Source organism: Citrobacter sp. R-1.5.2, from assembly GCF_035064245.1.
Taxonomy (GTDB): Bacteria; Pseudomonadota; Gammaproteobacteria; order Enterobacterales; family Enterobacteriaceae; genus Citrobacter.
Genome location: NZ_JASEYC010000007.1, coordinates 1 through 19,364 on the forward strand (window position 1 = coordinate 1; position 19,364 = coordinate 19,364).

Consider the following 19,364-nt stretch of genomic DNA (forward strand, 5'->3'; position numbering starts at 1 on the left):
GGCGTATATTACGCTTTCCTCTTTCAGAGTCAACCCTCATTTTCAGGATTTTTCTCTTCAACCGGACCGGCTGTTTGCGTGAAGTGATTCACATCCGCCGTGTCGATGGAGGCGCATTATAGGGATCCCATTTTTTAGCACAAGTGTTTTTTGGATCTTTTTTACCGAGTGCTTGTTTTTCACTCCTTTCGCTACATTCCTGTGCAATTTGGCTGATTTTTGATAACTAAATCACTTGCACAGACTCAATAATCCAACCAAAGTCTTCATTACCGCCCTATTTTCATTGAGGTAAACATGTCTAATGTACTGCGTCCTTATAAGGATCTTTTCCCACAGATCGGCGAGCGCGTCATGATCGATAGTAGTAGTGTTGTCATTGGCGATACTCGTCTGGCTGATGATGTCGGGATTTGGCCACTGGTTGCGATTCGTGGCGACGTGAACTACGTACAGATTGGCGCCCGTACAAACATTCAGGATGGCAGCGTGCTGCATGTCACACATAAATCCACATCTAATCCGCAAGGTAACCCTCTGATCGTAGGCGAAGATGTGACTGTAGGTCATAAAGTCATGCTACACGGCTGCATCATTGGCAACCGCGTTTTAGTCGGTATGGGATCGATTTTGCTGGATGGCGTAGTAGTAGAAGATGACGTCATGATCGGAGCAGGAAGTCTGGTCCCGCAAAACAAGCGCCTGGAGAGCGGATATCTGTATCTGGGAAGCCCGGTTAAACAAATCCGCCCACTAACTGATGAAGAGAAAGCAGGCCTACAGTACTCCGCTAACAACTACGTGAAGTGGAAAGATGAGTATTTAGGTCAGGATAACCAGACCCAACCTTGATCATCTTCTTGCTGGGCCTGGATCAATGCTTCAGCCTCTTCTTCCAGATCCCAGCGATATTCGCGAAAAGTTTCAAGCCACTGTTCAGGCGTGTCGCCGCCAAAGCGATGCGCCAGCGTCTCTCCTTTTATGGCGCATTTTAGCTGCATACCATGAACCATCGCCGGGAAGATGACGGAATTAATATCCGCCACCCACTCTTCCCTATCAGGGAATTGAATCGCCTGATTCATACGGAAAGTTCCTGTTGCAGTGTTTTAATCACAGGCTCAATCTCCGGCAGTACACCATGCCAGAGCAAAACAGCATGTGCCGCTTGCCCCACCAGCATTCCCAAACCATCGGCATAATGTTTTGCACCATGTGATACGCACCAGGAAAGGAACGGGGTATTCCCCTTTTGGTAGAACATGTCGTAGCAGTAGACCGAAGAGTGAATGAGCGATGCCGGAATGGCTGGAACATCGCCGCTAATACCACTGGAAGTCGCGTTGATGATCAAATCGAAAGTGTAATTATCCAGCTCATCCATTCCCACCGCCTGAACGCTACCGGTATGGGAGAAGATCTGCGCCAATTCTTCAGCCCGCGAAGCGGTACGATTAACAATAGTCACTGCGCAATCCATAGACAGGAGAGGCAGCAACACACCGCGGGACGCTCCACCAGCCCCAATCAGCAGAATGCGAGACCCGGGATGAATGAAAGACAAACGTTCAAGGTCACTAAGCAGGCCGATACCATCGGTGTTATCACCCAGTAAGCACCCATCCTCCAGCCGTTTTAGGGTATTAACCGCTCCAGCCAACGATGCCCGCTCTGTTAGTTCATCAGCACGCGCAAACGCCTCTTCTTTAAAGGGAACGGTAACATTGGCTCCCTTCCCCCCATCCGCAAAAAAGGCATTGAGCGTATTCACAAAGTTATTGATGGGCGCCAACACCCGACCATAAGAGTGATCAATCTTCAGCTGCTCTGCAAATTGCTGATGAATAAAAGGCGATTTGCTGTGCGCTACCGGATTACCAAAAACAGCATAGGCTTCTTTCATATTACCCCTGTCGAAACTGTTCACCCGTCAAAGCATCTCTGATTTCCGAGGGATTCAAACGCCCGCCGGTATTACCTTCAACCACTGGAAAATCGTCCCCGAACTGCGCCCGTACTTCCTCTACCGTTCTGCAGGGTGCTAGTCCACTTAGATTAGCACTGGTGGAAACTAATGGCTTGCCATAGGCCTGACACAATGCAACCACCAGCGGGTGATCCGTGACACGCACGGCGAGCGAATCAAAACGACCAGTTAGCCAACGCGGCGTAGTCACAAGTGCCGGAAAAACGAAGGTGACAGGGCCTGGCCAGCGCGCAAAAACAGCTTCACGTTGAGCATCAGTAAGCATGCTGTCATCAATATACGGTTTGAGTTGATCAAAGTTTGCCGCAATCAAAATCAAACCTTTATCTATTGGACGTTGTTTGAGTTCCAACAGACGCGTTACCGCCGTTTCACTGTCAGGATCACACCCGACACCAAAAACGGCTTCTGTTGGATAAGCGATGACATTTTCTTGTTGCAGAACCTCTATCGCGGCAGCGATGGGGTCCGTAGGCAGGTTTTTATTCACTTTTTTATTCCGCCGGGATCGGCTTTCCACATTGTTTACTGGCACAGAAATACTTCACACCCTGCGCGGTTTTCTTTTCGATGAGTAGCGGATAGTGGCACTCTGGACACTCTCCGGCTAACGGTTTGAAGTTGATGACAAACTGACACTCCGGATAGCGATCGCAGGAGTAAAAGGTTTTGCCATAACGTGAACGCCGCTGAACCAAATGGCCCGTCTGGCATTGGGGGCATACTATTGCTGTTTCATCAGGCTTATCGATAAGCTCAGTGTGATCGCAGGCAGGGTAATCACTGCACCCAATAAACATACCGAATCGCCCCTGCCTCAGCACCAGTTCAGCGCCACATGCTGGGCAGAATTTACCCTCCAGAACTTTGACTATATGTCCGTCCGCAGATGATTTCAGCGGGCGGACATAATCGCATTCTGGATAGTGTGAGCAACCGAGAAACGGGCCGTGTTTCCCGGAACGTATAACCAGTTCAGCCCCACATTGTGGACAGGGCTCGTTTTTACGCACCGTAAACAGTGCTGATTTAGCCATAACAACTCATACTGAATGAAGATTGATTAATGCAGCATACCTTCATTCACTTCAAAGAGTAATTCTTCCATTTGCTGATAGGCATTTTCGCAGCCTGGAATGTTGAACAGAACCATCAAGATCACCCACTTCAGGTCTTCCAGATCAAACTCAGCCGTATCCAGCGCAAGTACGCGCTCTATCACCATTTCTCGCGTTTCGAGGTTTAGCACCTGAATCTGCTCCAGGAATAGCAGGAACCCCCGACAGCTCGCATCCAGCCGATCGCACTCTTCTGCAGTATAAATACGTACAGAAAGGGGATCTGATGCAAGCTGCATAGGTTCGGCAAGGCCGTCCTGATAATCAGCAAGCTTTTCCAGCCACAGTAACGCGTTGTAGATGTCTTCACGATCAAAACCAGCGTCGGTAAGATCCCGTTCCAGTTTGTCCTGATCCACACGCAGCTCTGCTTCGTTATGGATATATGTCTCAAACAAATACATTAGTACGTCGAACATGGCTTGCCCTCCTCAATCGGACATAGCCGCCGGGTACAGCTGCGATCCATCCTGCTAACTCCAGTTCGAGCAGTTGAGCCACTACCTCTGGCACAGGTTGGCCGGCACGTTCAGCGACGACGTCAACAGGTGTTACCTCATCTCCTACGTTAGCCAGGAGCTCTGAAAATGGCAATGCCACCTCTTCGTGATCCGGCGAATAAATTGATTTTTCAGGCTCATCTGGCAACCATTGCAGCCCATATTGCAAACTTTCCAGTATTTCCTCTGGTGACGTCACAAGCATGGCTCCCTGCTGAATGAGCCAATGGGGCCCTTCACTTCCCGGGCTCCCGATCGGCCCAGGCAAAGCAAAAACCTCCCGTCCTTGTTCCAGTGCACAGCGTGCTGTGACTAATGAGCCGCTACGCTGTGCCGCCTCAACAACCAGTACTCCCTTACTTAGACCACTAATAATGCGATTTCGTCGGGGAAAATTACGCGGTAAAGGGAGCATATCCAAAGGGAATTCAGACACCAGCGCGCCTCCGGCCTCTATCAAATTTTCAGCAAGTCGAACATGTCGCCGCGGATATATGGTTTCCAGGCCATTTCCCAGTACCGCAATACTAGCCCCGTGTGTGTTTATCGCTGCTGTATGCGCCACACCGTCAATCCCTTTAGCCAGTCCGCTAGTGATCGTCACACCACATGCTGCAAGCTTCTCACAGAACAACCGCGCCCATCGTTCGCCATACCAGGAGTGCTGCCGACTGCCGACAACAGCAACTTGAAATGCGTGAAGACACTCAGGGCGACCAGCAATGAAAAGTACGCCTGGGTAATCCTCAATAGCACGCAGTTGCGGCGGAAAATACTTGCTGTCGGCAAAAACCAGATGATGATGGGGTAACTCAAGCCAACGCAGCGTTTTTTCCAGTGACTGCTCAGAAAAGGCCTGAAAACGTTCGACCTGACGAGGAGTGAGCCCTGCATGCCGAAGTATCGTATTGTTAATACCCGGTTGAGCAATAAGCCAGTGAGCAGTGCGCACCATCTCATCACCATACAGTTCATTCACTTGTGCTAAACGTAACCAAATCTCAATATGGGTCATCCCTGTTCCCCTGCCACAAGCAGTCCTGGCAATCTTTGCGATTGGTCACTGATGCTGTCAATCAGAGCGGGTTTTGTCTAGAATAGAGGTAATAATCTTTCCAATTCCTGAACACAACTCTGGATAACTATGTCAGTTTTGCAAGTGTTACATATTCCGGACGAGCGTCTTCGCAAAGTCGCAAAGCCAGTTGAAGAAGTGAATGCAGAAATTCAGCGTATCGTTGATGATATGTTCGAAACGATGTACGCCGAAGAAGGTATCGGTCTGGCCGCAACACAGGTCGATATCCATCAGCGCATCATTGTTATTGATGTCTCTGAAAACCGTGACGAGCGTCTGGTACTCATTAACCCAGAGCTACTGGAGAAAGACGGCGAAACCGGCATTGAAGAAGGCTGCCTATCTATTCCTGAACAACGTGCATTAGTACCGCGCGCTGAAAAAGTAAAAATTCGTGCGCTCGATCGCGACGGCAAGCCTTTTGAACTGGAGGCCGATGGCCTGTTGGCTATCTGCATCCAACATGAAATGGATCACCTGGTCGGTAAACTGTTTATCGATTATCTGTCTCCGTTGAAGCAACAACGTATTCGTCAGAAAGTTGAAAAACTCGACCGCCTGAACGCCCGAGCTTAAGGACAAGAATCAACGTGTCAGACTCACTACGTATTATTTTTGCGGGTACACCTGACTTTGCAGCGCGTCATCTTGACGCGCTGTTGTCTTCTGGACATAACGTCGTTGGCGTGTTTACCCAGCCGGATCGTCCTGCGGGACGTGGTAAAAAGCTAATGCCCAGCCCGGTGAAAGTGCTGGCGGAAGAAAAAGGGATACCCGTTTTCCAGCCTGTATCTCTTCGTCCCCAGGAAAACCAACAACTGGTTTCTGACCTGCACGCAGATGTAATGGTGGTGGTAGCCTATGGCCTGATTCTGCCAAAAGCCGTACTGGACATGCCGCGTCTGGGTTGTATCAACGTTCACGGTTCTCTGCTTCCACGCTGGCGTGGAGCCGCGCCGATCCAGCGTTCATTGTGGGCAGGCGACACCGAAACCGGTGTAACCATCATGCAGATGGATGTCGGTCTGGACACAGGCGATATGCTGCATAAGCTGTCCTGCCCAATTACGGCAGAAGATACTAGCGGTTCGTTATACGACAAGCTGGCAGATTTAGGGCCTCAGGGGCTGATTGAAACGCTAAAACAGCTTGCTGCTGGCACAATAAAACCAGTTGTTCAGGATGAATCTCTGGTTACGCATGCTGAAAAACTCAGCAAAGAAGAGGCCCGTATCGACTGGTCGCTTTCGGCCGCTCAACTGGAACGCTGTATCCGCGCCTTTAACCCGTGGCCAATGAGCTGGCTTGAAATAGAAGGTCAGCCAGTAAAAGTCTGGAAAGCTTCTGTTATTGCTGCGAACACACAGGCTGCACCAGGCACCATCCTCGAGGCGACAAAGCAGGGCATCCAGGTCGCAACAGGCGACGGTATCCTGAATCTCATCGCTTTACAGCCTGCCGGCAAGAAAGCGATGAGCGCACAGGATCTGCTCAATTCACGTCGGGAGTGGTTTGTGCCCGGAAATCGTCTGATCTGACGGTTCATCTCTTTTAAAGCCCGGAACCTCCGGGCATTTTTATTTTTGCGCTTATGAAAAAACATCTTAATTTACGCAGTATGGCGGCCCAGGCCGTCGAACAGGTTGTTGAAAAGGGCCAATCGTTGAGTAACGTGCTGCCCGCCATGCAGCAAAAAGTAGCCGATAAAGATAAGGCGCTGTTGCAGGAGCTTTGCTTCGGTGTTTTACGTACGCTCTCCCAGCTGGAGTGGATGATTCAACAGTTGATGGAACGCCCGATGACGGGCAAACAGCGCACTGTCCACTATCTGATTATGGTTGGCTTCTACCAGCTTTTGCATACTCGTATTCCGCCACATGCTGCGCTTGCTGAAACCGTCGAAGGTGCAGTCGTTATCAAGCGACCTCAGCTGAAAGGGCTAATTAACGGCGTATTACGCCAGTTTCAGCGCCGTCAGGAAGAGTTGCTCACCGAATTTGCGCAAAGCGAACTGCGTTTTTTACACCCTTCATGGCTGGTTAAGCGTATCAAAAATGCCTATCCACAACAGTGGGAGACGATTCTTGCAGCCAATAACCAGCGACCACCGATGTGGCTACGTGTCAATCGTAACCACCATACACGCGACGCTTGGCTGGATCTGCTTACCGAAGCGGGATTAACCGGCTTCCCGCATCCGGACTACCCGGATGCGGTACGTCTGGAAACGCCAACTCCTGTGCACGCCCTACCAGGTTTTGACGAAGGCTGGGTGACCGTCCAGGATGCTTCAGCTCAAGGATGCGTGACCTATCTGTTACCGAAGGACGGTGAACAGATCCTCGACTTGTGCTGTGCGCCGGGCGGTAAAACCACTCACATTCTGGAAGTTGCCCCGCAAGCTAATGTGATGGCTGTCGATGTCGATGAAAAACGTCTGTCGCGTGTCTATGACAACCTGAAACGCCTTGGCATGAAGGCAACCGTTAAACAGGGCGATGGTCGTTACCCCGAACAGTGGTGCGGCGAACAAAAGTTTGATCGCATTTTGTTAGATGCACCGTGCTCTGCCACTGGGGTCATCCGTCGCCATCCCGATATAAAGTGGCTGCGTCGCGATCGGGATATTGCTGAACTCGCCCAATTGCAGGCAGAAATACTTAATGCGACCTGGGCACATCTGAAACCGGGTGGCACGCTGGTTTATGCAACCTGTTCTATTTTGCCTGAAGAGAACCAACAGCAAATCTCTGCCTTCCTGGCACGAACGCCAGATGCTCTATTAAGTGAAACGGGTACGCCGGAACAGCCAGGGCACCAGAATTTACCGGGTGCAGAAGAAGGTGACGGTTTCTTTTACGCTAAGCTAATCAAGAAGTGATGAGATAACGGGTCGCAACTGATGAAAATTATCATTCTGGGCGCAGGGCAAGTTGGCGGTACGTTGGCTGAGAACCTGGTCGGAGAAAACAACGATATCACGGTAGTCGATACCAATGGTGAGCGTCTGCGAAGCCTGCAGGACAAGTTTGATCTCCGCGTTGTGCAAGGCCATGGTTCTCATCCCCGTGTACTGCGTGAGGCCGGAGCTGACGACGCCGATATGCTGGTTGCAGTAACCAGCTCAGATGAAACCAATATGGTTGCCTGCCAGGTAGCATACTCACTCTTTAATACCCCCAATCGTATCGCCCGAATTCGCTCGCCGGATTATGTCCGCGATGCAGATAAACTGTTCCAGTCTGATGCAGTGCCTATCGATCATCTGATTGCGCCAGAGCAGCTGGTTATCGATAGCATTTATCGACTGATTGAATACCCGGGTGCGTTACAGGTAGTAAATTTTGCCGAAGGTAAAGTCAGTCTGGCGGTGGTCAAAGCCTATTACGGCGGGCCATTGATAGGCAATGCACTGTCGACAATGCGCGAGCATATGCCACACATCGATACCCGCGTCGCGGCGATATTCCGTCATGACAGGCCAATTCGTCCGCAGGGTTCCACCATTGTTGAAGCGGGTGATGAAGTATTCTTTATTGCAGCTTCACAGCATATTCGTGCCGTAATGAGTGAACTTCAGCGTCTGGAAAAACCCTACAAGCGTATTATGTTAGTGGGTGGCGGTAATATCGGTGCTGGTCTGGCCCGACGTCTGGAAAAAGATTACAGCGTCAAACTGATCGAACGCAATCAGCAACGGGCATCCGAGCTTGCAGAGAAATTGCAAAATACAATCGTCTTTTTCGGCGATGCCTCGGATCAAGAGCTGCTGGCTGAAGAACATATTGATCAAGTTGATCTTTTTATCGCGGTAACCAACGACGATGAAGCTAACATTATGTCGGCCATGCTCGCCAAACGCATGGGCGCAAAGAAAGTCATGGTGCTGATCCAGCGTAGGGCGTATGTTGATCTGGTCCAGGGTAGCGTGATTGATATTGCAATTTCACCGCAACAGGCCACCATATCTGCGCTACTGAGCCATGTGCGCAAAGCTGATATTGTCGGCGTTTCTTCGCTGCGACGCGGTGTTGCGGAAGCGATTGAAGCTGTCGCGCACGGGGATGAAACGACATCACGAGTTGTCGGTCGCGCAATAGACGAAATTAAACTTCCACCTGGTACCATTATTGGTGCCGTAGTGCGAGGTAACGACGTGATGATAGCCAATGACAACCTGCGTATTGAGCAGGGTGATCACGTTATCATGTTCCTGACAGACAAAAAATTTATTACTGACGTCGAACGGCTATTCCAGCCAAGTCCTTTTTTCCTGTAAATATTTGGGCGCTTATATAGCGCCCATTTTATTTCCCTTTATTTTTCATGGTCTAATAAATTTTCCTTTCAGCAATACATAAATGGAAAATGTCTTAACATTTGTTAAACTTATAAACGTCAGCTGCATAGGGAGAATAAAATGAGCATTATTAAAGAGTTTCGCGAATTCGCGATGCGCGGGAATGTTGTCGATTTGGCAGTGGGTGTCATTATTGGTGCGGCATTCGGTAAGATTGTTTCATCGCTGGTTGCCGATATCATCATGCCGCCACTGGGGTTGTTAATTGGTGGGATCGATTTTAAACAGTTTGCTTTGACATTACGCGATGCGCAGGGAGACATCCCGGCTGTCGTTATGCATTACGGTGTATTTATTCAGAACGTCTTTGATTTCATTATTGTGGCGTTTGCTATCTTTATGGCAATCAAACTGATCAACAAACTGAATCGTAAAAAAGAGGAAGAACCTGCAGCACCGCCGGCTCCTTCTAAAGAGGAAGTATTGTTAAGTGAAATTCGTGACCTGCTGAAAGAACAGAATAACCGCTCTTAAACACTCACTAAAACAAGAAGGCCAGTGGTAAAAAAGTGATTCACTTTCTTGCCACTGGCCTCCCAGTTACCCCGATTGCCATGTTTACCTTTACGCAGATAACTACCTTTCCCTTTTTTATTCTTCTCAACACGCTGCCTGAAAAGTGGATCATGCAGTAGCGCCTCAATGGCGTTGTCCTTTATCTGCCCTTTGGTGTGCTGATAACGACTCATAATATCTCCAGTTTGTGGTAACAATTTACGCCGCGAGTCTAGACCCTCCCGTTCAATAAATCAACAACCTGTTGTCGTGCCACTGGCACCTTGTTCAAGTGCCTCCAGAATAGAACAATAGACGCTGCTGTGTGCCTTTCCGCAGCATGCATCATTCAATCGCTGCAATGATCGTTGCATCGTTTGAAGTTCGGCTATACGTGCTTCGACTTCCTGCAATCTATCCTGAACGATCCCTTTTGATTCCTGACAGGTATGGTGTTCCGGATCGACACGGATCGAAAGTAATTCACGAATAGACTCCAACGTAAAACCTAGCTGTCGCGCGTAACGAATAAACTTCAGCCGTTGCAGATCACTTTCTGTATAGAGTCGAAATCCGCCTTCAGTACGTACTTCATGCTCCATCATCTGCTGCTTTTCATAGTAGCGGATAGTATCGGGCGTCACGTCGGCCAGTTTTGCTAATTCACCAATCCGGTACATACTTCCTCCGCTATTCATCATTAATTTTATGCAATAGTTTATCCGCGTATTCACCACGTAGAAACTCGGTGCTAAGTCCGGCCTGACGAAGTTTGAGTTCAAGTAGCGACAGACGTCGACTCACATCCTGATAACGAGGATCGTCCTGGCGAATACCTGCAAGTATATCAAGCAACTGTATCGCCTCTCTGCGTTGTTCGAGCTCAGGAGGAAGACACCCAGAGTTTTTTAATAAACGGTACCCGGCCCGAAGCTCCGGCGGGACATGAGAATCATCGTCAAGAGTCAATGGCTCACCTGTACCCGGTAAATCATCAAACTCGCCTTTAGATTGTGCGTCAATGATATGACGCTCTGCCCACTGGTCCAGTAACCACATACGACACCCCAGGGGATGAACAAAAAGAATACAGATATTGTAGATAAGTGGGGATCTTGCGGATATAAAAAAACCCGCCGAGGCGGGTTTTTTTACGTTACTACAGATTACTCTGCAGCAGCTTCTGCTTTCGATTCAGAGCGATCAACCAGCTCGATGTATGCCATCGGCGCGTTGTCACCTGCACGGAAGCCACACTTCAGAATGCGAGTGTAACCACCGGCGCGGCTCGCGAAACGCGGGCCCAGCTCGTTAAACAGTTTTGCCACGATCTCGTTATCACGAGTGCGGGCGAATGCCAGACGACGATTAGCTACGCTATCAGTCTTGGCAAGAGTAATCAGCGGCTCAACTACGCGACGCAGCTCTTTCGCTTTCGGCAGAGTCGTCTTGATGATTTCATGACGAACCAGTGAACCTGCCATATTGCGGAACATAGCCTGGCGATGGCTGCTGTTGCGGTTCAGTTGACGACCACTCTTACGATGGCGCATGACCTTATCCTTCTCAGTAAAACCTTAACCTGTGATCCGGTTACTCGTCAGCGATGCTTGCCGGTGGCCAGTTTTCCAGGCGCATGCCCAGAGACAGTCCACGGGAAGCCAGCACGTCTTTAATCTCGGTAAGAGATTTTTTACCAAGGTTAGGCGTCTTAAGAAGCTCAACCTCAGTACGCTGTACCAGATCACCGATATAGTGGATAGCTTCTGCTTTGAGGCAGTTAGCAGAGCGGACAGTCAATTCCAGATCGTCAACAGGGCGCAGCAGGATCGGATCGAATTCTGGTTTCTCTTCTTTAACTTCCGGCTGACGTACATCACGTAAATCAACGAAAGCTTCCAGTTGTTCAGCCAGAATGGTTGCCGCACGACGAATCGCCTCTTCAGGATCGATTGTGCCGTTGGTTTCCATTTCGATGACCAGCTTGTCCAGGTCGGTACGCTGTTCTACACGCGCTGCTTCAACATTGTAGGCAATACGCTCTACAGGGCTGTAGCATGCGTCGACCAGCAGACGGCCGATTGGGCGCTCATCTTCTTCCGAATGAATTCGGGTAGAAGCCGGCACATAACCACGACCGCGCTGAACTTTGATACGCATGCTAATAGATGCATTCTCATCGGTCAGGTGGCAGATCACGTGCTGTGGCTTGACGATTTCGACATCCCCATCATGGGTAATGTCGGCTGCAGTCACAGGGCCAATGCCAGATTTATTCAAGGTAAGAATAACGTCATCTTTACCCTGAACTCTCACCGCCAGCCCTTTCAGGTTGAGCAGGATTTCCAGGATATCTTCCTGAACGCCTTCTTTGGTGCTGTACTCATGTAGTACACCATCAATCTCAACCTCGGTCACCGCGCAACCCGGCATCGATGAGAGCAGAATACGGCGCAGTGCGTTACCCAAAGTATGGCCAAAGCCACGCTCTAAAGGCTCAAGGGTCACCTTGGCGTGCGTCGAACTCACTTGCTCGATATCTACCAGGCGCGGTTTTAGAAACTCTGTCACAGAACCCTGCATTGTGTCCTCTCTTTGGTACTAAGCTTTACTTGGAGTAAAGCTCGACGATCAGGTGTTCGTTAATGTCCGCAGACAGATCAGAACGCTCCGGCTTACGCTTGAACGTACCTTCCATCTTGCCAGCATCAACTTCCAGCCAGGTTGGCTTTTCACGCTGCTCAGCCAGCTCCAGAGCGGCTTTCACGCGAGACTGCTTCTTCGCTTTCTCACGAATGCTAACAACGTCATTCGGACTAACCTGATAAGAAGCGATGTTAACAACACGACCGTTTACCATAATTGCTTTATGGCTGACCAGCTGACGTGCTTCTGCACGAGTGGCACCGAAGCCCATACGGTATACAACGTTGTCCAGACGACCTTCCAGCAGACCCAACAGGTTTTCACCGGTGTTGCCTTTCAGACGCGCTGCTTCTTTGTAGTAGTTACGGAACTGACGCTCCAGCACACCGTAGATACGGCGAACTTTTTGCTTTTCACGCAACTGCACACCATAGTCAGACAGACGCGGTTTACGCGCACCGTGCTGGCCAGGAGCTTGTTCAATTTTACACTTGGTATCGATCGCGCGAACGCCAGACTTAAGGAATAAGTCAGTGCCCTCACGACGGCTCAGCTTGAGCTTAGGACCCAAATATCTTGCCATTTTCTTTCTCCAACAATCCTAGAAACGACAGCGTTATACGCGACGTTTTTTCGGCGGACGACAACCGTTATGAGGGATCGGAGTCACATCAGTAATATTAGTGATGCGGAAACCAGCGGCGTTCAGAGCACGAACAGTAGATTCGCGACCTGGACCCGGTCCTTTGACCATAACTTCCAGATTCTTGATACCGTATTCTTTTACGGCGTCAGCGCAACGCTCTGCTGCAACCTGAGCTGCAAACGGAGTGGATTTGCGAGAACCACGGAAACCGGAACCACCGGCTGTTGCCCAACCCAGTGCGTTACCCTGACGATCAGTAATGGTAACGATGGTGTTGTTAAAAGAAGCATGGATATGAGCCACGCCGTCAGAGACTTGTTTTCTTACACGTTTACGTGCACGAATTGGTGCCTTTGCCATTATTCAATCACCCCGATTATTTCTTGATCGGTTTGCGCGGACCCTTACGGGTACGTGCGTTGGTCTTGGTACGCTGACCGCGAACCGGGAGACCACGACGATGACGCAAACCGCGATAGCAACCAAGGTCCATAAGGCGCTTGATGCTCATGCTAACTTCACGGCGCAGATCACCTTCAACGACAAATTTGGCAACTTCGTCACGCAGCGTGTCGATTTGTTCTTCAGACAGCTCACTGATCTTAACATCTTCAGCGATACCCGCTGCAGCCAGAATGGCTTTAGAACGGGTCTTGCCGACGCCGTAGATCGAAGTTAATGCGATCACAGCATGTTTCTGATCAGGAATGTTAATGCCTGCTATACGGGCCACTATGCACTCCTACTATTTAATATGTACGCACCATGCTGAAAAGCCCGTTTTCAGGATACTCAAATGGAAACGCACAGACATACAAAAGATTGGCTGGCTAATCTAGCCAGCTCAACCCAACTTTGCAAGAAAAATATGCGAATAAATCAGCCTTGGCGCTGTTTATGCTTCGGCTCGGCACTGCAAATCACACGGATGACACCATCACGCTTAACGATTTTGCAGTTACGGCATAATTTCTTGACGGAAGCACGAACTTTCATTTTTACTCTCCGTAACTTCTCGGGCGACTGTTAACGGCCGTAGCCTTTCAGATTCGCCTTCTTCAATGCAGACTCGTACTGACTAGACATCATCAGAGTTTGCACTTGAGCCATAAAGTCCATAATCACGACAACAACGATAAGCAGTGAGGTCCCACCGAAGTAGAACGGTACTTTCATTGCATCACGCATGAACTCCGGGATCAGGCAGATAAAGGTAATGTAGAGCGCACCAACCAAAGTCAGGCGGGTCATTACTTTATCGATATACTTCGCCGTTTGCTCTCCCGGACGAATTCCTGGTACAAATGCACCGGACTTCTTCAGGTTATCTGCTGTTTCACGCGGGTTGAAAACCAACGCCGTGTAGAAGAAACAGAAGAAGATGATTGCAGACGCATAGAGTAACACATAAAGCGGTTGCCCAGGCTGCAAATACAGCGAAATTGTTGTCAGCCAGTTCCAACCAGTCCCGCCCCCGAACCATGACGCGATGGTTGCTGGGAACAGAATAATACTGGAAGCGAAGATTGCCGGGATTACCCCCGCCATATTCACTTTCAGCGGTAAATGTGTGCTCTGTGCAGCATAGACACGACGACCTTGCTGACGTTTCGCGTAGTTTACCACAATACGGCGTTGACCACGCTCAACAAATACAACAAAGAACGTCACTGCAAATACTAATACTGCAACCAACAGCAACACGAGGAAGTGCAGGTCGCCTTGACGCGCTTGCTCGATAGTATGGGCAATGGCTGGCGGGAGTCCCGCGACAATACCGGCGAAGATAATGATTGAGATACCGTTGCCGATACCACGTTCAGTAATCTGTTCACCCAACCACATCAGGAACATAGTCCCTGTAACCAGACTTACAACAGCAGTGAAATAGAATGCAAAGCCTGGATTCATTACCAGGCCCTGCATACCAGGCATATTCGGGAGACCGGTAGCAATACCGATCGACTGGAATATTGCCAGCACCAGAGTACCGTAGCGGGTGTACTGGCTGATCTTACGACGACCAGACTCCCCTTCTTTCTTAATTTCTGCCAGCGTTGGATGAACCACCGTCAGCAGCTGGATAATGATCGACGCCGAAATATACGGCATGATCCCCAGAGCAAAGATAGAAGCACGGCTGAGAGCACCACCAGAGAACATGTTAAACATTTCAATGATGGTGCCTCGCTGTTGCTCAAGCAGTTTGGCAAGTACAGCGGCATCAATACCAGGGATCGGAATGAAAGAGCCAATACGGAACACAATCAGCGCGCCGATTACAAACAGCAGTCTGCGTTTCAGCTCGCCTAAGCCACCTTTGGCACTTTGAAAATCTAATCCCGGTTGTTTAGCCATCTGCTACTTATTCCTCGATTTTACCGCCAGCAGCTTCGATAGCAGCACGAGCGCCTTTAGTAACACGCAGGCCACGAACAGTTACCGGAGTCGTTACTTCACCAGCCAGGATCACTTTCGCGAACTCGATCTGGATACCGATAATGTTAGCCGCTTTCAGCGTGTTCAGGTCTACAACACCGCCTTCAACTTTAGCCAGGTCAGACAGACGAACTTCGGCTGTAATCGCTGCTTTACGTGAAGTGAAGCCGAATTTCGGCAGACGACGGTACAGAGGCATCTGACCACCCTCGAAACCGCGACGTACGCCACCGCCAGAACGAGACTTCTGACCTTTGTGACCACGACCACCGGTTTTACCGAGGCCAGAACCGATACCACGACCCAGGCGTTTACCCGCCTTTTTGGAGCCTTCGGCCGGAGACAGAGTATTTAAACGCATCTCTTACTCCTCAACTTTAACCATGAAGGAAACCGCGTTGACCATACCACGAACAGCAGGAGTATCCTCGCGCTCTACGGTGTGACCAATACGACGCAGACCCAGGCCAAGCAGCGTTGCCTTGTGTTTCGGCAGACGACCGATTGCACTGCGGGTTTGAGTAATTTTAATAGTCTTTGCCATGGTTTATTTCCCCAGAATTTCTTCAACGGATTTACCACGCTTGGCAGCGACCATTTCCGGAGATTTCATATTTTCCAGACCATCGATAGTTGCACGAACCACGTTAATCGGGTTGGTGGAACCATACGCTTTAGCCAGAACGTTACGAACTCCAGCGACTTCCAGAACGGCGCGCATTGCACCACCGGCGATGATACCGGTACCTTCGGAAGCCGGCTGCATGAATACACGAGAACCCGTATGAGTACCCTTAACCGGGTGCTGCAGGGTGCCGTGGTTCAGCGCGACGTTAATCATATTGCGACGGGCTTTTTCCATCGCTTTCTGGATCGCTGCTGGAACTTCACGCGCTTTACCGTAACCAAAACCAACGCGACCGTTACCATCGCCAACTACAGTCAGAGCTGTGAAGGAGAAAATACGACCACCTTTAACGGTTTTAGATACGCGGTTTACCGCGATCAGCTTTTCCTGCAGTTCGCCAGCTTGTTTTTCGATGTGAGCCATCTTACACCTCTACCTTAGAACTGAAGGCCAGCTTCACGGGCAGCATCTGCCAGTGCCTGGACACGACCATGATATTGGAACCCGGAACGGTCAAAGGACACATCTTTGATGCCTTTTTCCAGAGCGCGTTCGGCGACAGCTTTACCCACAGCTGCTGCAGCGTCTTTGTTACCGGTGTACTTCAGTTGTTCAGCAATAGCTTTTTCTACAGTAGAAGCAGCTACCAGAACTTCAGAACCGTTCGGTGCAATTACCTGTGCGTAAATATGACGCGGGGTACGATGTACCACCAGGCGAGTTGCGCCCAGCTCTTTGAGCTTGCGGCGTGCGCGGGTCGCACGACGGATACGAGCAGATTTCTTATCCATAGTGTTACCTTACTTCTTCTTAGCCTCTTTGGTACGCACGACTTCGTCGGCGTAACGAACACCCTTGCCTTTGTAAGGCTCAGGACGACGGTAGGCGCGCAGATCTGCTGCAACCTGACCGATCAGCTGTTTATCAGCGCCTTTCAGCACGATTTCAGTCTGAGTCGGACATTCTGCAGTGATACCTGCCGGCAGCTGATGATCAACTGGGTGAGAGAAACCTAAAGCAAGGTTTACTACATTCCCTTTGACCGCTGCACGATAACCTACACCAACCAGCTGCAGCTTCTTAGTGAAGCCTTCGGTAACACCGACAACCATTGCATTCAGCAGGGCACGCGCGGTACCAGCCTGAGCCCATCCATCAGCGTAACCATCACGCGGACCGAAGGTCAGTGCATTATCTGCATGATTTACTGCAACAGCATCGTTGAGAGTACGAGTCAGCTCGCCGTTTTTACCTTTGATCGTAATAACCTGACCGTTGATTTTTACATCAACGCCGGCAGGAATAACGACCGGTGCTTTAGCAACACGAGACATTTTTTCCTCCGATTAGGCTACGTAGCAGATAATTTCGCCACCAAGACCAGCCTGGCGCGCTGCACGATCAGTCATAACACCTTTAGAGGTAGAAACAACTGCGATACCCATGCCAGCCATAACTTTCGGCAGCTCGTCTTTACGCTTATAAATGCGCAGACCTGGGCGACTGACACGCTGAATGCTTTCTACAACAGCTTTACCCTGGAAATACTTGAGAGTAAGTTCCAGTTCCGGCTTGGTGTCGCCTTCAACTTTAAAATCTTCAATAAAACCTTCTTCCTTCAGCACGTTGGCAATTGCCACTTTCAGCTTGGAGGAAGGCATGGTGACCGCAGCTTTATTCGCGGCCTGACCGTTACGGATACGGGTCAGCATATCCGCGATCGGATCTTGCATGCTCATCTGTCTTTACTCCCGTGATTCAATTGGTAATTACCAGCTAGCCTTTTTCAAGCCTGGTACTTCACCGCGCATGGCGGCTTCACGCAGTTTGATACGGCTCAACCCGAACTTGCCCACATAGCCATGCGGACGACCTGTTTGACGGCAGCGGTTACGCTGACGGGACGGGCTGGAATCACGCGGCAGAGACTGCAGCTTGAGAACTGCGTTCCAACGATCTTCGTCGGTCGCGTTCACATCAGAGATAATAGCTTTCAGTTCAGCGCGTTTTGCGAAGTACTTATCAGCTAAAGCTACGCGCTTTACTTCGCGTGCTTTCATTGATTGCTTAGCCATTCAGTAACCCTACCTTACTTGCGGAACGGGAAGTCAAAGGCAGCCAGCAGAGCACGGCCTTCTTCGTCAGATTTCGCAGTAGTGGTAATGGTAATATCCAAACCACGCACGCGGTCGACTTTATCGTAGTCGATTTCTGGGAAGATGATCTGCTCACGGACACCCATGCTGTAGTTACCACGACCGTCGAAAGACTTAGCGGACAAGCCACGGAAGTCACGGATACGTGGAACAGCAATAGTGATCAGGCGCTCAAAGAACTCCCACATGCGTTCGCCACGCAGAGTTACTTTACAGCCGATCGGATAGCCCTGACGGATTTTGAAGCCTGCAACAGATTTGCGTGCTTTGGTGATCAGCGGTTTTTGACCGGAGATTGCTGTCAGGTCAGCTGCTGCGTTATCCAGCAGTTTCTTGTCAGCGATCGCTTCACCAACACCCATGTTCAGGGTGATCTTCTCGACCCGAGGGACTTGCATGACAGAATTGTAGTTAAACTCAGACATGAGTTTAGCGACTACTTCGTCTTTGTAGTAATCATGCAGTTTCGCCATCGTACTACTCCAAATTACTTGATAGTTTCGCTGTTAGATTTAAAGAAACGGACTTTTTTACCGTCTTCGAATCTAAAGCCTACACGGTCAGCCTTGCCGGTTGCCGCGTTGAAGATAGCAAGGTTAGAGATCTGAATAGCTGCTTCTTTCTCTACGATGCCGCCTGGTTGGTTCAGGGCCGGAACCGGCTTCTGATGTTTCTTAACCAGGTTGATACCTTCAACAATGACCTTGCCGGAAGACAGGACATTTTTTACTTTACCGCGTTTACCTTTATCTTTACCGGTTAACACGATAACTTCGTCATCACGACGGATCTTCGCTGCCATGATTCGCTCCTTAGAGTACTTCTGGTGCCAGAGAGATAATTTTCATGAACTTCTCGTTACGAAGTTCACGAGTTACCGGCCCAAAAATACGCGTACCGATAGGTTGCTCGCTGTTATTGTTTAAAATAACGCATGCATTACCATCGAAGCGAATGACAGAACCGTCCGGGCGACGAACACCCTTCTTGGTGCGCACCACTACCGCCTTCAGCACATCACCTTTTTTGACCTTACCACGTGGAATTGCTTCCTTGATGGTGATCTTGATGATATCGCCGACGCCTGCGTAGCGACGGTGCGAGCCACCCAGAACCTTGATACACATTACGCGACGTGCACCGGAGTTGTCGGCGACGTTCAGCATAGTCTGTTCTTGGATCATTTTAGTGCTCCGCTAATGTCAACTACTACTGAGACCCGAAAATCAGGTCGTTAAAAAAGCCCCATATCGGGGGCGCGGCATTATAACACCGCTTAAACGATATGGGTAGAAAAAATAAACGGCTCAT

General features: G+C 49.9%; 32 protein-coding genes. 6 read left to right on the top strand and 26 right to left on the bottom strand.

Going from position 1 to position 19,364, the window contains the following annotated elements; translation table 11 throughout:
* The first annotated feature begins 297 nt into the window (after nucleotides 1-297).
* A complete protein-coding gene (locus tag QMN38_RS13810) occupies nucleotides 298-852 on the top strand; it encodes a gamma carbonic anhydrase family protein (RefSeq protein WP_271442368.1) in 555 nt (184 codons plus the stop codon).
* Here the strand turns inward: QMN38_RS13810 and QMN38_RS13815 are convergent.
* The 6 genes from QMN38_RS13815 to dprA are packed head-to-tail and all read right to left on the bottom strand — an operon-like array spanning nucleotide 828 to nucleotide 4,620.
* Nucleotides 828-1,085 carry a DUF1488 family protein gene (locus QMN38_RS13815; RefSeq protein WP_271442367.1) on the bottom strand — a complete coding sequence of 86 codons (258 nt, stop codon included), beginning with the start codon at nucleotides 1,083-1,085 and terminating at the stop codon, nucleotides 828-830. The genes QMN38_RS13810 and QMN38_RS13815 overlap by 25 nt on opposite strands.
* Nucleotides 1,082-1,903 (bottom strand): shikimate dehydrogenase, encoded by an 822-nt coding sequence (gene aroE, locus QMN38_RS13820; RefSeq protein WP_323605228.1) that lies wholly within the window; start codon nucleotides 1,901-1,903, stop codon nucleotides 1,082-1,084. The genes QMN38_RS13815 and aroE overlap by 4 nt, the downstream gene beginning before the upstream one ends.
* Before the next feature lies 1 nt (nucleotide 1,904).
* Nucleotides 1,905-2,477, bottom strand: coding sequence for an L-threonylcarbamoyladenylate synthase type 1 TsaC (gene tsaC, locus QMN38_RS13825; protein WP_323605229.1), 573 nt, complete (start codon nucleotides 2,475-2,477; stop codon nucleotides 1,905-1,907).
* 4 nt (nucleotides 2,478-2,481) lie between these two features.
* On the bottom strand, nucleotides 2,482-3,024 hold the full coding sequence (locus QMN38_RS13830; protein WP_323605230.1) for a DNA topoisomerase family protein: 543 nt from the start codon (nucleotides 3,022-3,024) through the stop codon (nucleotides 2,482-2,484).
* Nucleotides 3,025-3,050: 26 nt separating this feature from the next.
* A complete protein-coding gene (gene smg / locus QMN38_RS13835; RefSeq protein WP_005134083.1) occupies nucleotides 3,051-3,524 on the bottom strand; it encodes a DUF494 family protein Smg in 474 nt (157 codons plus the stop codon).
* A complete protein-coding gene (dprA, locus tag QMN38_RS13840; RefSeq protein ID WP_271442364.1) occupies nucleotides 3,496-4,620 on the bottom strand; it encodes a DNA-protecting protein DprA in 1,125 nt (374 codons plus the stop codon). The genes smg and dprA overlap by 29 nt, the downstream gene beginning before the upstream one ends.
* Before the next feature lie 129 nt (nucleotides 4,621-4,749).
* Here dprA and def point away from each other — a divergent pair, with 129 nt between their 5' ends.
* The 5 genes from def (at nucleotide 4,750) to mscL (ending at nucleotide 9,517) form a co-directional block, all read left to right on the top strand.
* Nucleotides 4,750-5,259 (top strand): peptide deformylase, encoded by a 510-nt coding sequence (gene def, locus QMN38_RS13845; protein WP_040232019.1) that lies wholly within the window; start codon nucleotides 4,750-4,752, stop codon nucleotides 5,257-5,259.
* A gap of 14 nt (nucleotides 5,260-5,273) precedes the next feature.
* Nucleotides 5,274-6,221 carry a methionyl-tRNA formyltransferase gene (gene fmt / locus QMN38_RS13850; protein WP_271442363.1) on the top strand — a complete coding sequence of 316 codons (948 nt, stop codon included), beginning with the start codon at nucleotides 5,274-5,276 and terminating at the stop codon, nucleotides 6,219-6,221.
* A gap of 53 nt (nucleotides 6,222-6,274) precedes the next feature.
* Nucleotides 6,275-7,564 (top strand): 16S rRNA (cytosine(967)-C(5))-methyltransferase RsmB, encoded by a 1,290-nt coding sequence (gene rsmB, locus QMN38_RS13855; protein WP_323605231.1) that lies wholly within the window; start codon nucleotides 6,275-6,277, stop codon nucleotides 7,562-7,564.
* 21 nt (nucleotides 7,565-7,585) lie between these two features.
* Nucleotides 7,586-8,962, top strand: coding sequence for a Trk system potassium transporter TrkA (gene trkA, locus QMN38_RS13860; RefSeq protein ID WP_115601380.1), 1,377 nt, complete (start codon nucleotides 7,586-7,588; stop codon nucleotides 8,960-8,962).
* A gap of 141 nt (nucleotides 8,963-9,103) precedes the next feature.
* Nucleotides 9,104-9,517: a large-conductance mechanosensitive channel protein MscL gene (gene mscL / locus QMN38_RS13865; RefSeq protein WP_137383643.1), complete on the top strand. Its 414-nt coding sequence runs from the start codon at nucleotides 9,104-9,106 to the stop codon at nucleotides 9,515-9,517.
* Here mscL and arfA read toward each other — a convergent pair.
* The 20 genes from arfA to rplN form a co-directional block, all read right to left on the bottom strand.
* A complete protein-coding gene (gene arfA / locus QMN38_RS13870; protein ID WP_271442361.1) occupies nucleotides 9,514-9,732 on the bottom strand; it encodes an alternative ribosome-rescue factor ArfA in 219 nt (72 codons plus the stop codon). The two genes, mscL and arfA, sit on opposite strands and share 4 nt — an antisense overlap.
* Nucleotides 9,733-9,792: 60 nt before the next feature.
* Nucleotides 9,793-10,218, bottom strand: coding sequence for a Zn(2+)-responsive transcriptional regulator (gene zntR, locus QMN38_RS13875; protein WP_271442360.1), 426 nt, complete (start codon nucleotides 10,216-10,218; stop codon nucleotides 9,793-9,795).
* Between the two features lie 10 nt (nucleotides 10,219-10,228).
* A complete protein-coding gene (locus tag QMN38_RS13880; RefSeq protein ID WP_271450467.1) occupies nucleotides 10,229-10,597 on the bottom strand; it encodes a DnaJ family domain-containing protein in 369 nt (122 codons plus the stop codon).
* 107 nt (nucleotides 10,598-10,704) lie between these two features.
* The gene (rplQ, locus tag QMN38_RS13885) at nucleotides 10,705-11,091 is read right to left on the bottom strand and encodes a 50S ribosomal protein L17 (protein ID WP_001216372.1); all 387 of its coding nucleotides are present in this window, start codon (nucleotides 11,089-11,091) and stop codon (nucleotides 10,705-10,707) included.
* Between the two features lie 40 nt (nucleotides 11,092-11,131).
* Complete coding sequence (locus QMN38_RS13890) at nucleotides 11,132-12,121, bottom strand: DNA-directed RNA polymerase subunit alpha (protein ID WP_003031139.1); 990 nt, start codon at nucleotides 12,119-12,121, stop codon at nucleotides 11,132-11,134.
* A gap of 25 nt (nucleotides 12,122-12,146) precedes the next feature.
* Nucleotides 12,147-12,767 (bottom strand): 30S ribosomal protein S4, encoded by a 621-nt coding sequence (rpsD, locus tag QMN38_RS13895; protein ID WP_003031138.1) that lies wholly within the window; start codon nucleotides 12,765-12,767, stop codon nucleotides 12,147-12,149.
* Between the two features lie 33 nt (nucleotides 12,768-12,800).
* On the bottom strand, nucleotides 12,801-13,190 hold the full coding sequence (rpsK, locus tag QMN38_RS13900; protein WP_260861814.1) for a 30S ribosomal protein S11: 390 nt from the start codon (nucleotides 13,188-13,190) through the stop codon (nucleotides 12,801-12,803).
* A gap of 16 nt (nucleotides 13,191-13,206) precedes the next feature.
* The gene (gene rpsM / locus QMN38_RS13905; RefSeq protein ID WP_003031135.1) at nucleotides 13,207-13,563 is read right to left on the bottom strand and encodes a 30S ribosomal protein S13; all 357 of its coding nucleotides are present in this window, start codon (nucleotides 13,561-13,563) and stop codon (nucleotides 13,207-13,209) included.
* Between the two features lie 146 nt (nucleotides 13,564-13,709).
* Nucleotides 13,710-13,826, bottom strand: a complete 117-nt coding sequence (rpmJ, locus tag QMN38_RS13910) for a 50S ribosomal protein L36 (RefSeq protein ID WP_000868187.1) — start codon at nucleotides 13,824-13,826, stop codon at nucleotides 13,710-13,712.
* Between the two features lie 30 nt (nucleotides 13,827-13,856).
* Entirely contained in the window at nucleotides 13,857-15,188 is a 1,332-nt protein-coding gene (gene secY / locus QMN38_RS13915) for a preprotein translocase subunit SecY (RefSeq protein WP_001118864.1), read from the bottom strand.
* Nucleotides 15,189-15,195: 7 nt separating this feature from the next.
* Entirely contained in the window at nucleotides 15,196-15,630 is a 435-nt protein-coding gene (gene rplO / locus QMN38_RS13920; protein ID WP_001238917.1) for a 50S ribosomal protein L15, read from the bottom strand.
* Between the two features lie 3 nt (nucleotides 15,631-15,633).
* Entirely contained in the window at nucleotides 15,634-15,813 is a 180-nt protein-coding gene (gene rpmD, locus QMN38_RS13925; protein ID WP_001140434.1) for a 50S ribosomal protein L30, read from the bottom strand.
* A gap of 3 nt (nucleotides 15,814-15,816) precedes the next feature.
* Nucleotides 15,817-16,320, bottom strand: coding sequence for a 30S ribosomal protein S5 (gene rpsE / locus QMN38_RS13930; protein ID WP_003031131.1), 504 nt, complete (start codon nucleotides 16,318-16,320; stop codon nucleotides 15,817-15,819).
* A gap of 14 nt (nucleotides 16,321-16,334) precedes the next feature.
* A complete protein-coding gene (gene rplR / locus QMN38_RS13935) occupies nucleotides 16,335-16,688 on the bottom strand; it encodes a 50S ribosomal protein L18 (protein ID WP_000358956.1) in 354 nt (117 codons plus the stop codon).
* Nucleotides 16,689-16,697: 9 nt separating this feature from the next.
* Nucleotides 16,698-17,231 (bottom strand): 50S ribosomal protein L6, encoded by a 534-nt coding sequence (gene rplF / locus QMN38_RS13940; RefSeq protein ID WP_006687355.1) that lies wholly within the window; start codon nucleotides 17,229-17,231, stop codon nucleotides 16,698-16,700.
* Nucleotides 17,232-17,243: 12 nt separating this feature from the next.
* Nucleotides 17,244-17,636: a 30S ribosomal protein S8 gene (gene rpsH / locus QMN38_RS13945; protein ID WP_003031127.1), complete on the bottom strand. Its 393-nt coding sequence runs from the start codon at nucleotides 17,634-17,636 to the stop codon at nucleotides 17,244-17,246.
* Between the two features lie 30 nt (nucleotides 17,637-17,666).
* Nucleotides 17,667-17,972, bottom strand: a complete 306-nt coding sequence (gene rpsN, locus QMN38_RS13950) for a 30S ribosomal protein S14 (RefSeq protein ID WP_003031125.1) — start codon at nucleotides 17,970-17,972, stop codon at nucleotides 17,667-17,669.
* Nucleotides 17,973-17,986: 14 nt separating this feature from the next.
* Nucleotides 17,987-18,526: a 50S ribosomal protein L5 gene (gene rplE / locus QMN38_RS13955; protein WP_064541635.1), complete on the bottom strand. Its 540-nt coding sequence runs from the start codon at nucleotides 18,524-18,526 to the stop codon at nucleotides 17,987-17,989.
* 14 nt (nucleotides 18,527-18,540) lie between these two features.
* Nucleotides 18,541-18,855, bottom strand: a complete 315-nt coding sequence (gene rplX / locus QMN38_RS13960; RefSeq protein ID WP_003031122.1) for a 50S ribosomal protein L24 — start codon at nucleotides 18,853-18,855, stop codon at nucleotides 18,541-18,543.
* Between the two features lie 10 nt (nucleotides 18,856-18,865).
* Nucleotides 18,866-19,237: a 50S ribosomal protein L14 gene (rplN, locus tag QMN38_RS13965; protein WP_000613954.1), complete on the bottom strand. Its 372-nt coding sequence runs from the start codon at nucleotides 19,235-19,237 to the stop codon at nucleotides 18,866-18,868.
* Nucleotides 19,238-19,364 lie beyond the last annotated feature (127 nt).

What these genes read in the sequence shown, in the direction of transcription:
- QMN38_RS13810 (WP_271442368.1), top strand. Translation starts at nt 298, where the DNA reads ATGTCTAATGTACTGCGTCCTTATAAGGATCTTTTCCCACAGATCGGC.
- QMN38_RS13815 (WP_271442367.1), bottom strand. Translation starts at nt 1,085, where the DNA reads ATGAATCAGGCGATTCAATTCCCTGATAGGGAAGAGTGGGTGGCGGAT.
- aroE (WP_323605228.1), bottom strand. Translation starts at nt 1,903, where the DNA reads ATGAAAGAAGCCTATGCTGTTTTTGGTAATCCGGTAGCGCACAGCAAA.
- QMN38_RS13830 (WP_323605230.1), bottom strand. Translation starts at nt 3,024, where the DNA reads ATGGCTAAATCAGCACTGTTTACGGTGCGTAAAAACGAGCCCTGTCCA.
- smg (WP_005134083.1), bottom strand. Translation starts at nt 3,524, where the DNA reads ATGTTCGACGTACTAATGTATTTGTTTGAGACATATATCCATAACGAA.
- dprA (WP_271442364.1), bottom strand. Translation starts at nt 4,620, where the DNA reads ATGACCCATATTGAGATTTGGTTACGTTTAGCACAAGTGAATGAACTG.
- def (WP_040232019.1), top strand. Translation starts at nt 4,750, where the DNA reads ATGTCAGTTTTGCAAGTGTTACATATTCCGGACGAGCGTCTTCGCAAA.
- rsmB (WP_323605231.1), top strand. Translation starts at nt 6,275, where the DNA reads ATGAAAAAACATCTTAATTTACGCAGTATGGCGGCCCAGGCCGTCGAA.
- trkA (WP_115601380.1), top strand. Translation starts at nt 7,586, where the DNA reads ATGAAAATTATCATTCTGGGCGCAGGGCAAGTTGGCGGTACGTTGGCT.
- mscL (WP_137383643.1), top strand. Translation starts at nt 9,104, where the DNA reads ATGAGCATTATTAAAGAGTTTCGCGAATTCGCGATGCGCGGGAATGTT.
- arfA (WP_271442361.1), bottom strand. Translation starts at nt 9,732, where the DNA reads ATGAGTCGTTATCAGCACACCAAAGGGCAGATAAAGGACAACGCCATT.
- zntR (WP_271442360.1), bottom strand. Translation starts at nt 10,218, where the DNA reads ATGTACCGGATTGGTGAATTAGCAAAACTGGCCGACGTGACGCCCGAT.
- QMN38_RS13880 (WP_271450467.1), bottom strand. Translation starts at nt 10,597, where the DNA reads ATGTGGTTACTGGACCAGTGGGCAGAGCGTCATATCATTGACGCACAA.
- rplQ (WP_001216372.1), bottom strand. Translation starts at nt 11,091, where the DNA reads ATGCGCCATCGTAAGAGTGGTCGTCAACTGAACCGCAACAGCAGCCAT.
- QMN38_RS13890 (WP_003031139.1), bottom strand. Translation starts at nt 12,121, where the DNA reads ATGCAGGGTTCTGTGACAGAGTTTCTAAAACCGCGCCTGGTAGATATC.
- rpsD (WP_003031138.1), bottom strand. Translation starts at nt 12,767, where the DNA reads ATGGCAAGATATTTGGGTCCTAAGCTCAAGCTGAGCCGTCGTGAGGGC.
- rpsK (WP_260861814.1), bottom strand. Translation starts at nt 13,190, where the DNA reads ATGGCAAAGGCACCAATTCGTGCACGTAAACGTGTAAGAAAACAAGTC.
- rpmJ (WP_000868187.1), bottom strand. Translation starts at nt 13,826, where the DNA reads ATGAAAGTTCGTGCTTCCGTCAAGAAATTATGCCGTAACTGCAAAATC.
- secY (WP_001118864.1), bottom strand. Translation starts at nt 15,188, where the DNA reads ATGGCTAAACAACCGGGATTAGATTTTCAAAGTGCCAAAGGTGGCTTA.
- rplO (WP_001238917.1), bottom strand. Translation starts at nt 15,630, where the DNA reads ATGCGTTTAAATACTCTGTCTCCGGCCGAAGGCTCCAAAAAGGCGGGT.
- rpmD (WP_001140434.1), bottom strand. Translation starts at nt 15,813, where the DNA reads ATGGCAAAGACTATTAAAATTACTCAAACCCGCAGTGCAATCGGTCGT.
- rpsE (WP_003031131.1), bottom strand. Translation starts at nt 16,320, where the DNA reads ATGGCTCACATCGAAAAACAAGCTGGCGAACTGCAGGAAAAGCTGATC.
- rplR (WP_000358956.1), bottom strand. Translation starts at nt 16,688, where the DNA reads ATGGATAAGAAATCTGCTCGTATCCGTCGTGCGACCCGCGCACGCCGC.
- rplF (WP_006687355.1), bottom strand. Translation starts at nt 17,231, where the DNA reads ATGTCTCGTGTTGCTAAAGCACCGGTCGTTATTCCTGCCGGCGTTGAT.
- rpsH (WP_003031127.1), bottom strand. Translation starts at nt 17,636, where the DNA reads ATGAGCATGCAAGATCCGATCGCGGATATGCTGACCCGTATCCGTAAC.
- rpsN (WP_003031125.1), bottom strand. Translation starts at nt 17,972, where the DNA reads ATGGCTAAGCAATCAATGAAAGCACGCGAAGTAAAGCGCGTAGCTTTA.
- rplE (WP_064541635.1), bottom strand. Translation starts at nt 18,526, where the DNA reads ATGGCGAAACTGCATGATTACTACAAAGACGAAGTAGTCGCTAAACTC.
- rplX (WP_003031122.1), bottom strand. Translation starts at nt 18,855, where the DNA reads ATGGCAGCGAAGATCCGTCGTGATGACGAAGTTATCGTGTTAACCGGT.
- rplN (WP_000613954.1), bottom strand. Translation starts at nt 19,237, where the DNA reads ATGATCCAAGAACAGACTATGCTGAACGTCGCCGACAACTCCGGTGCA.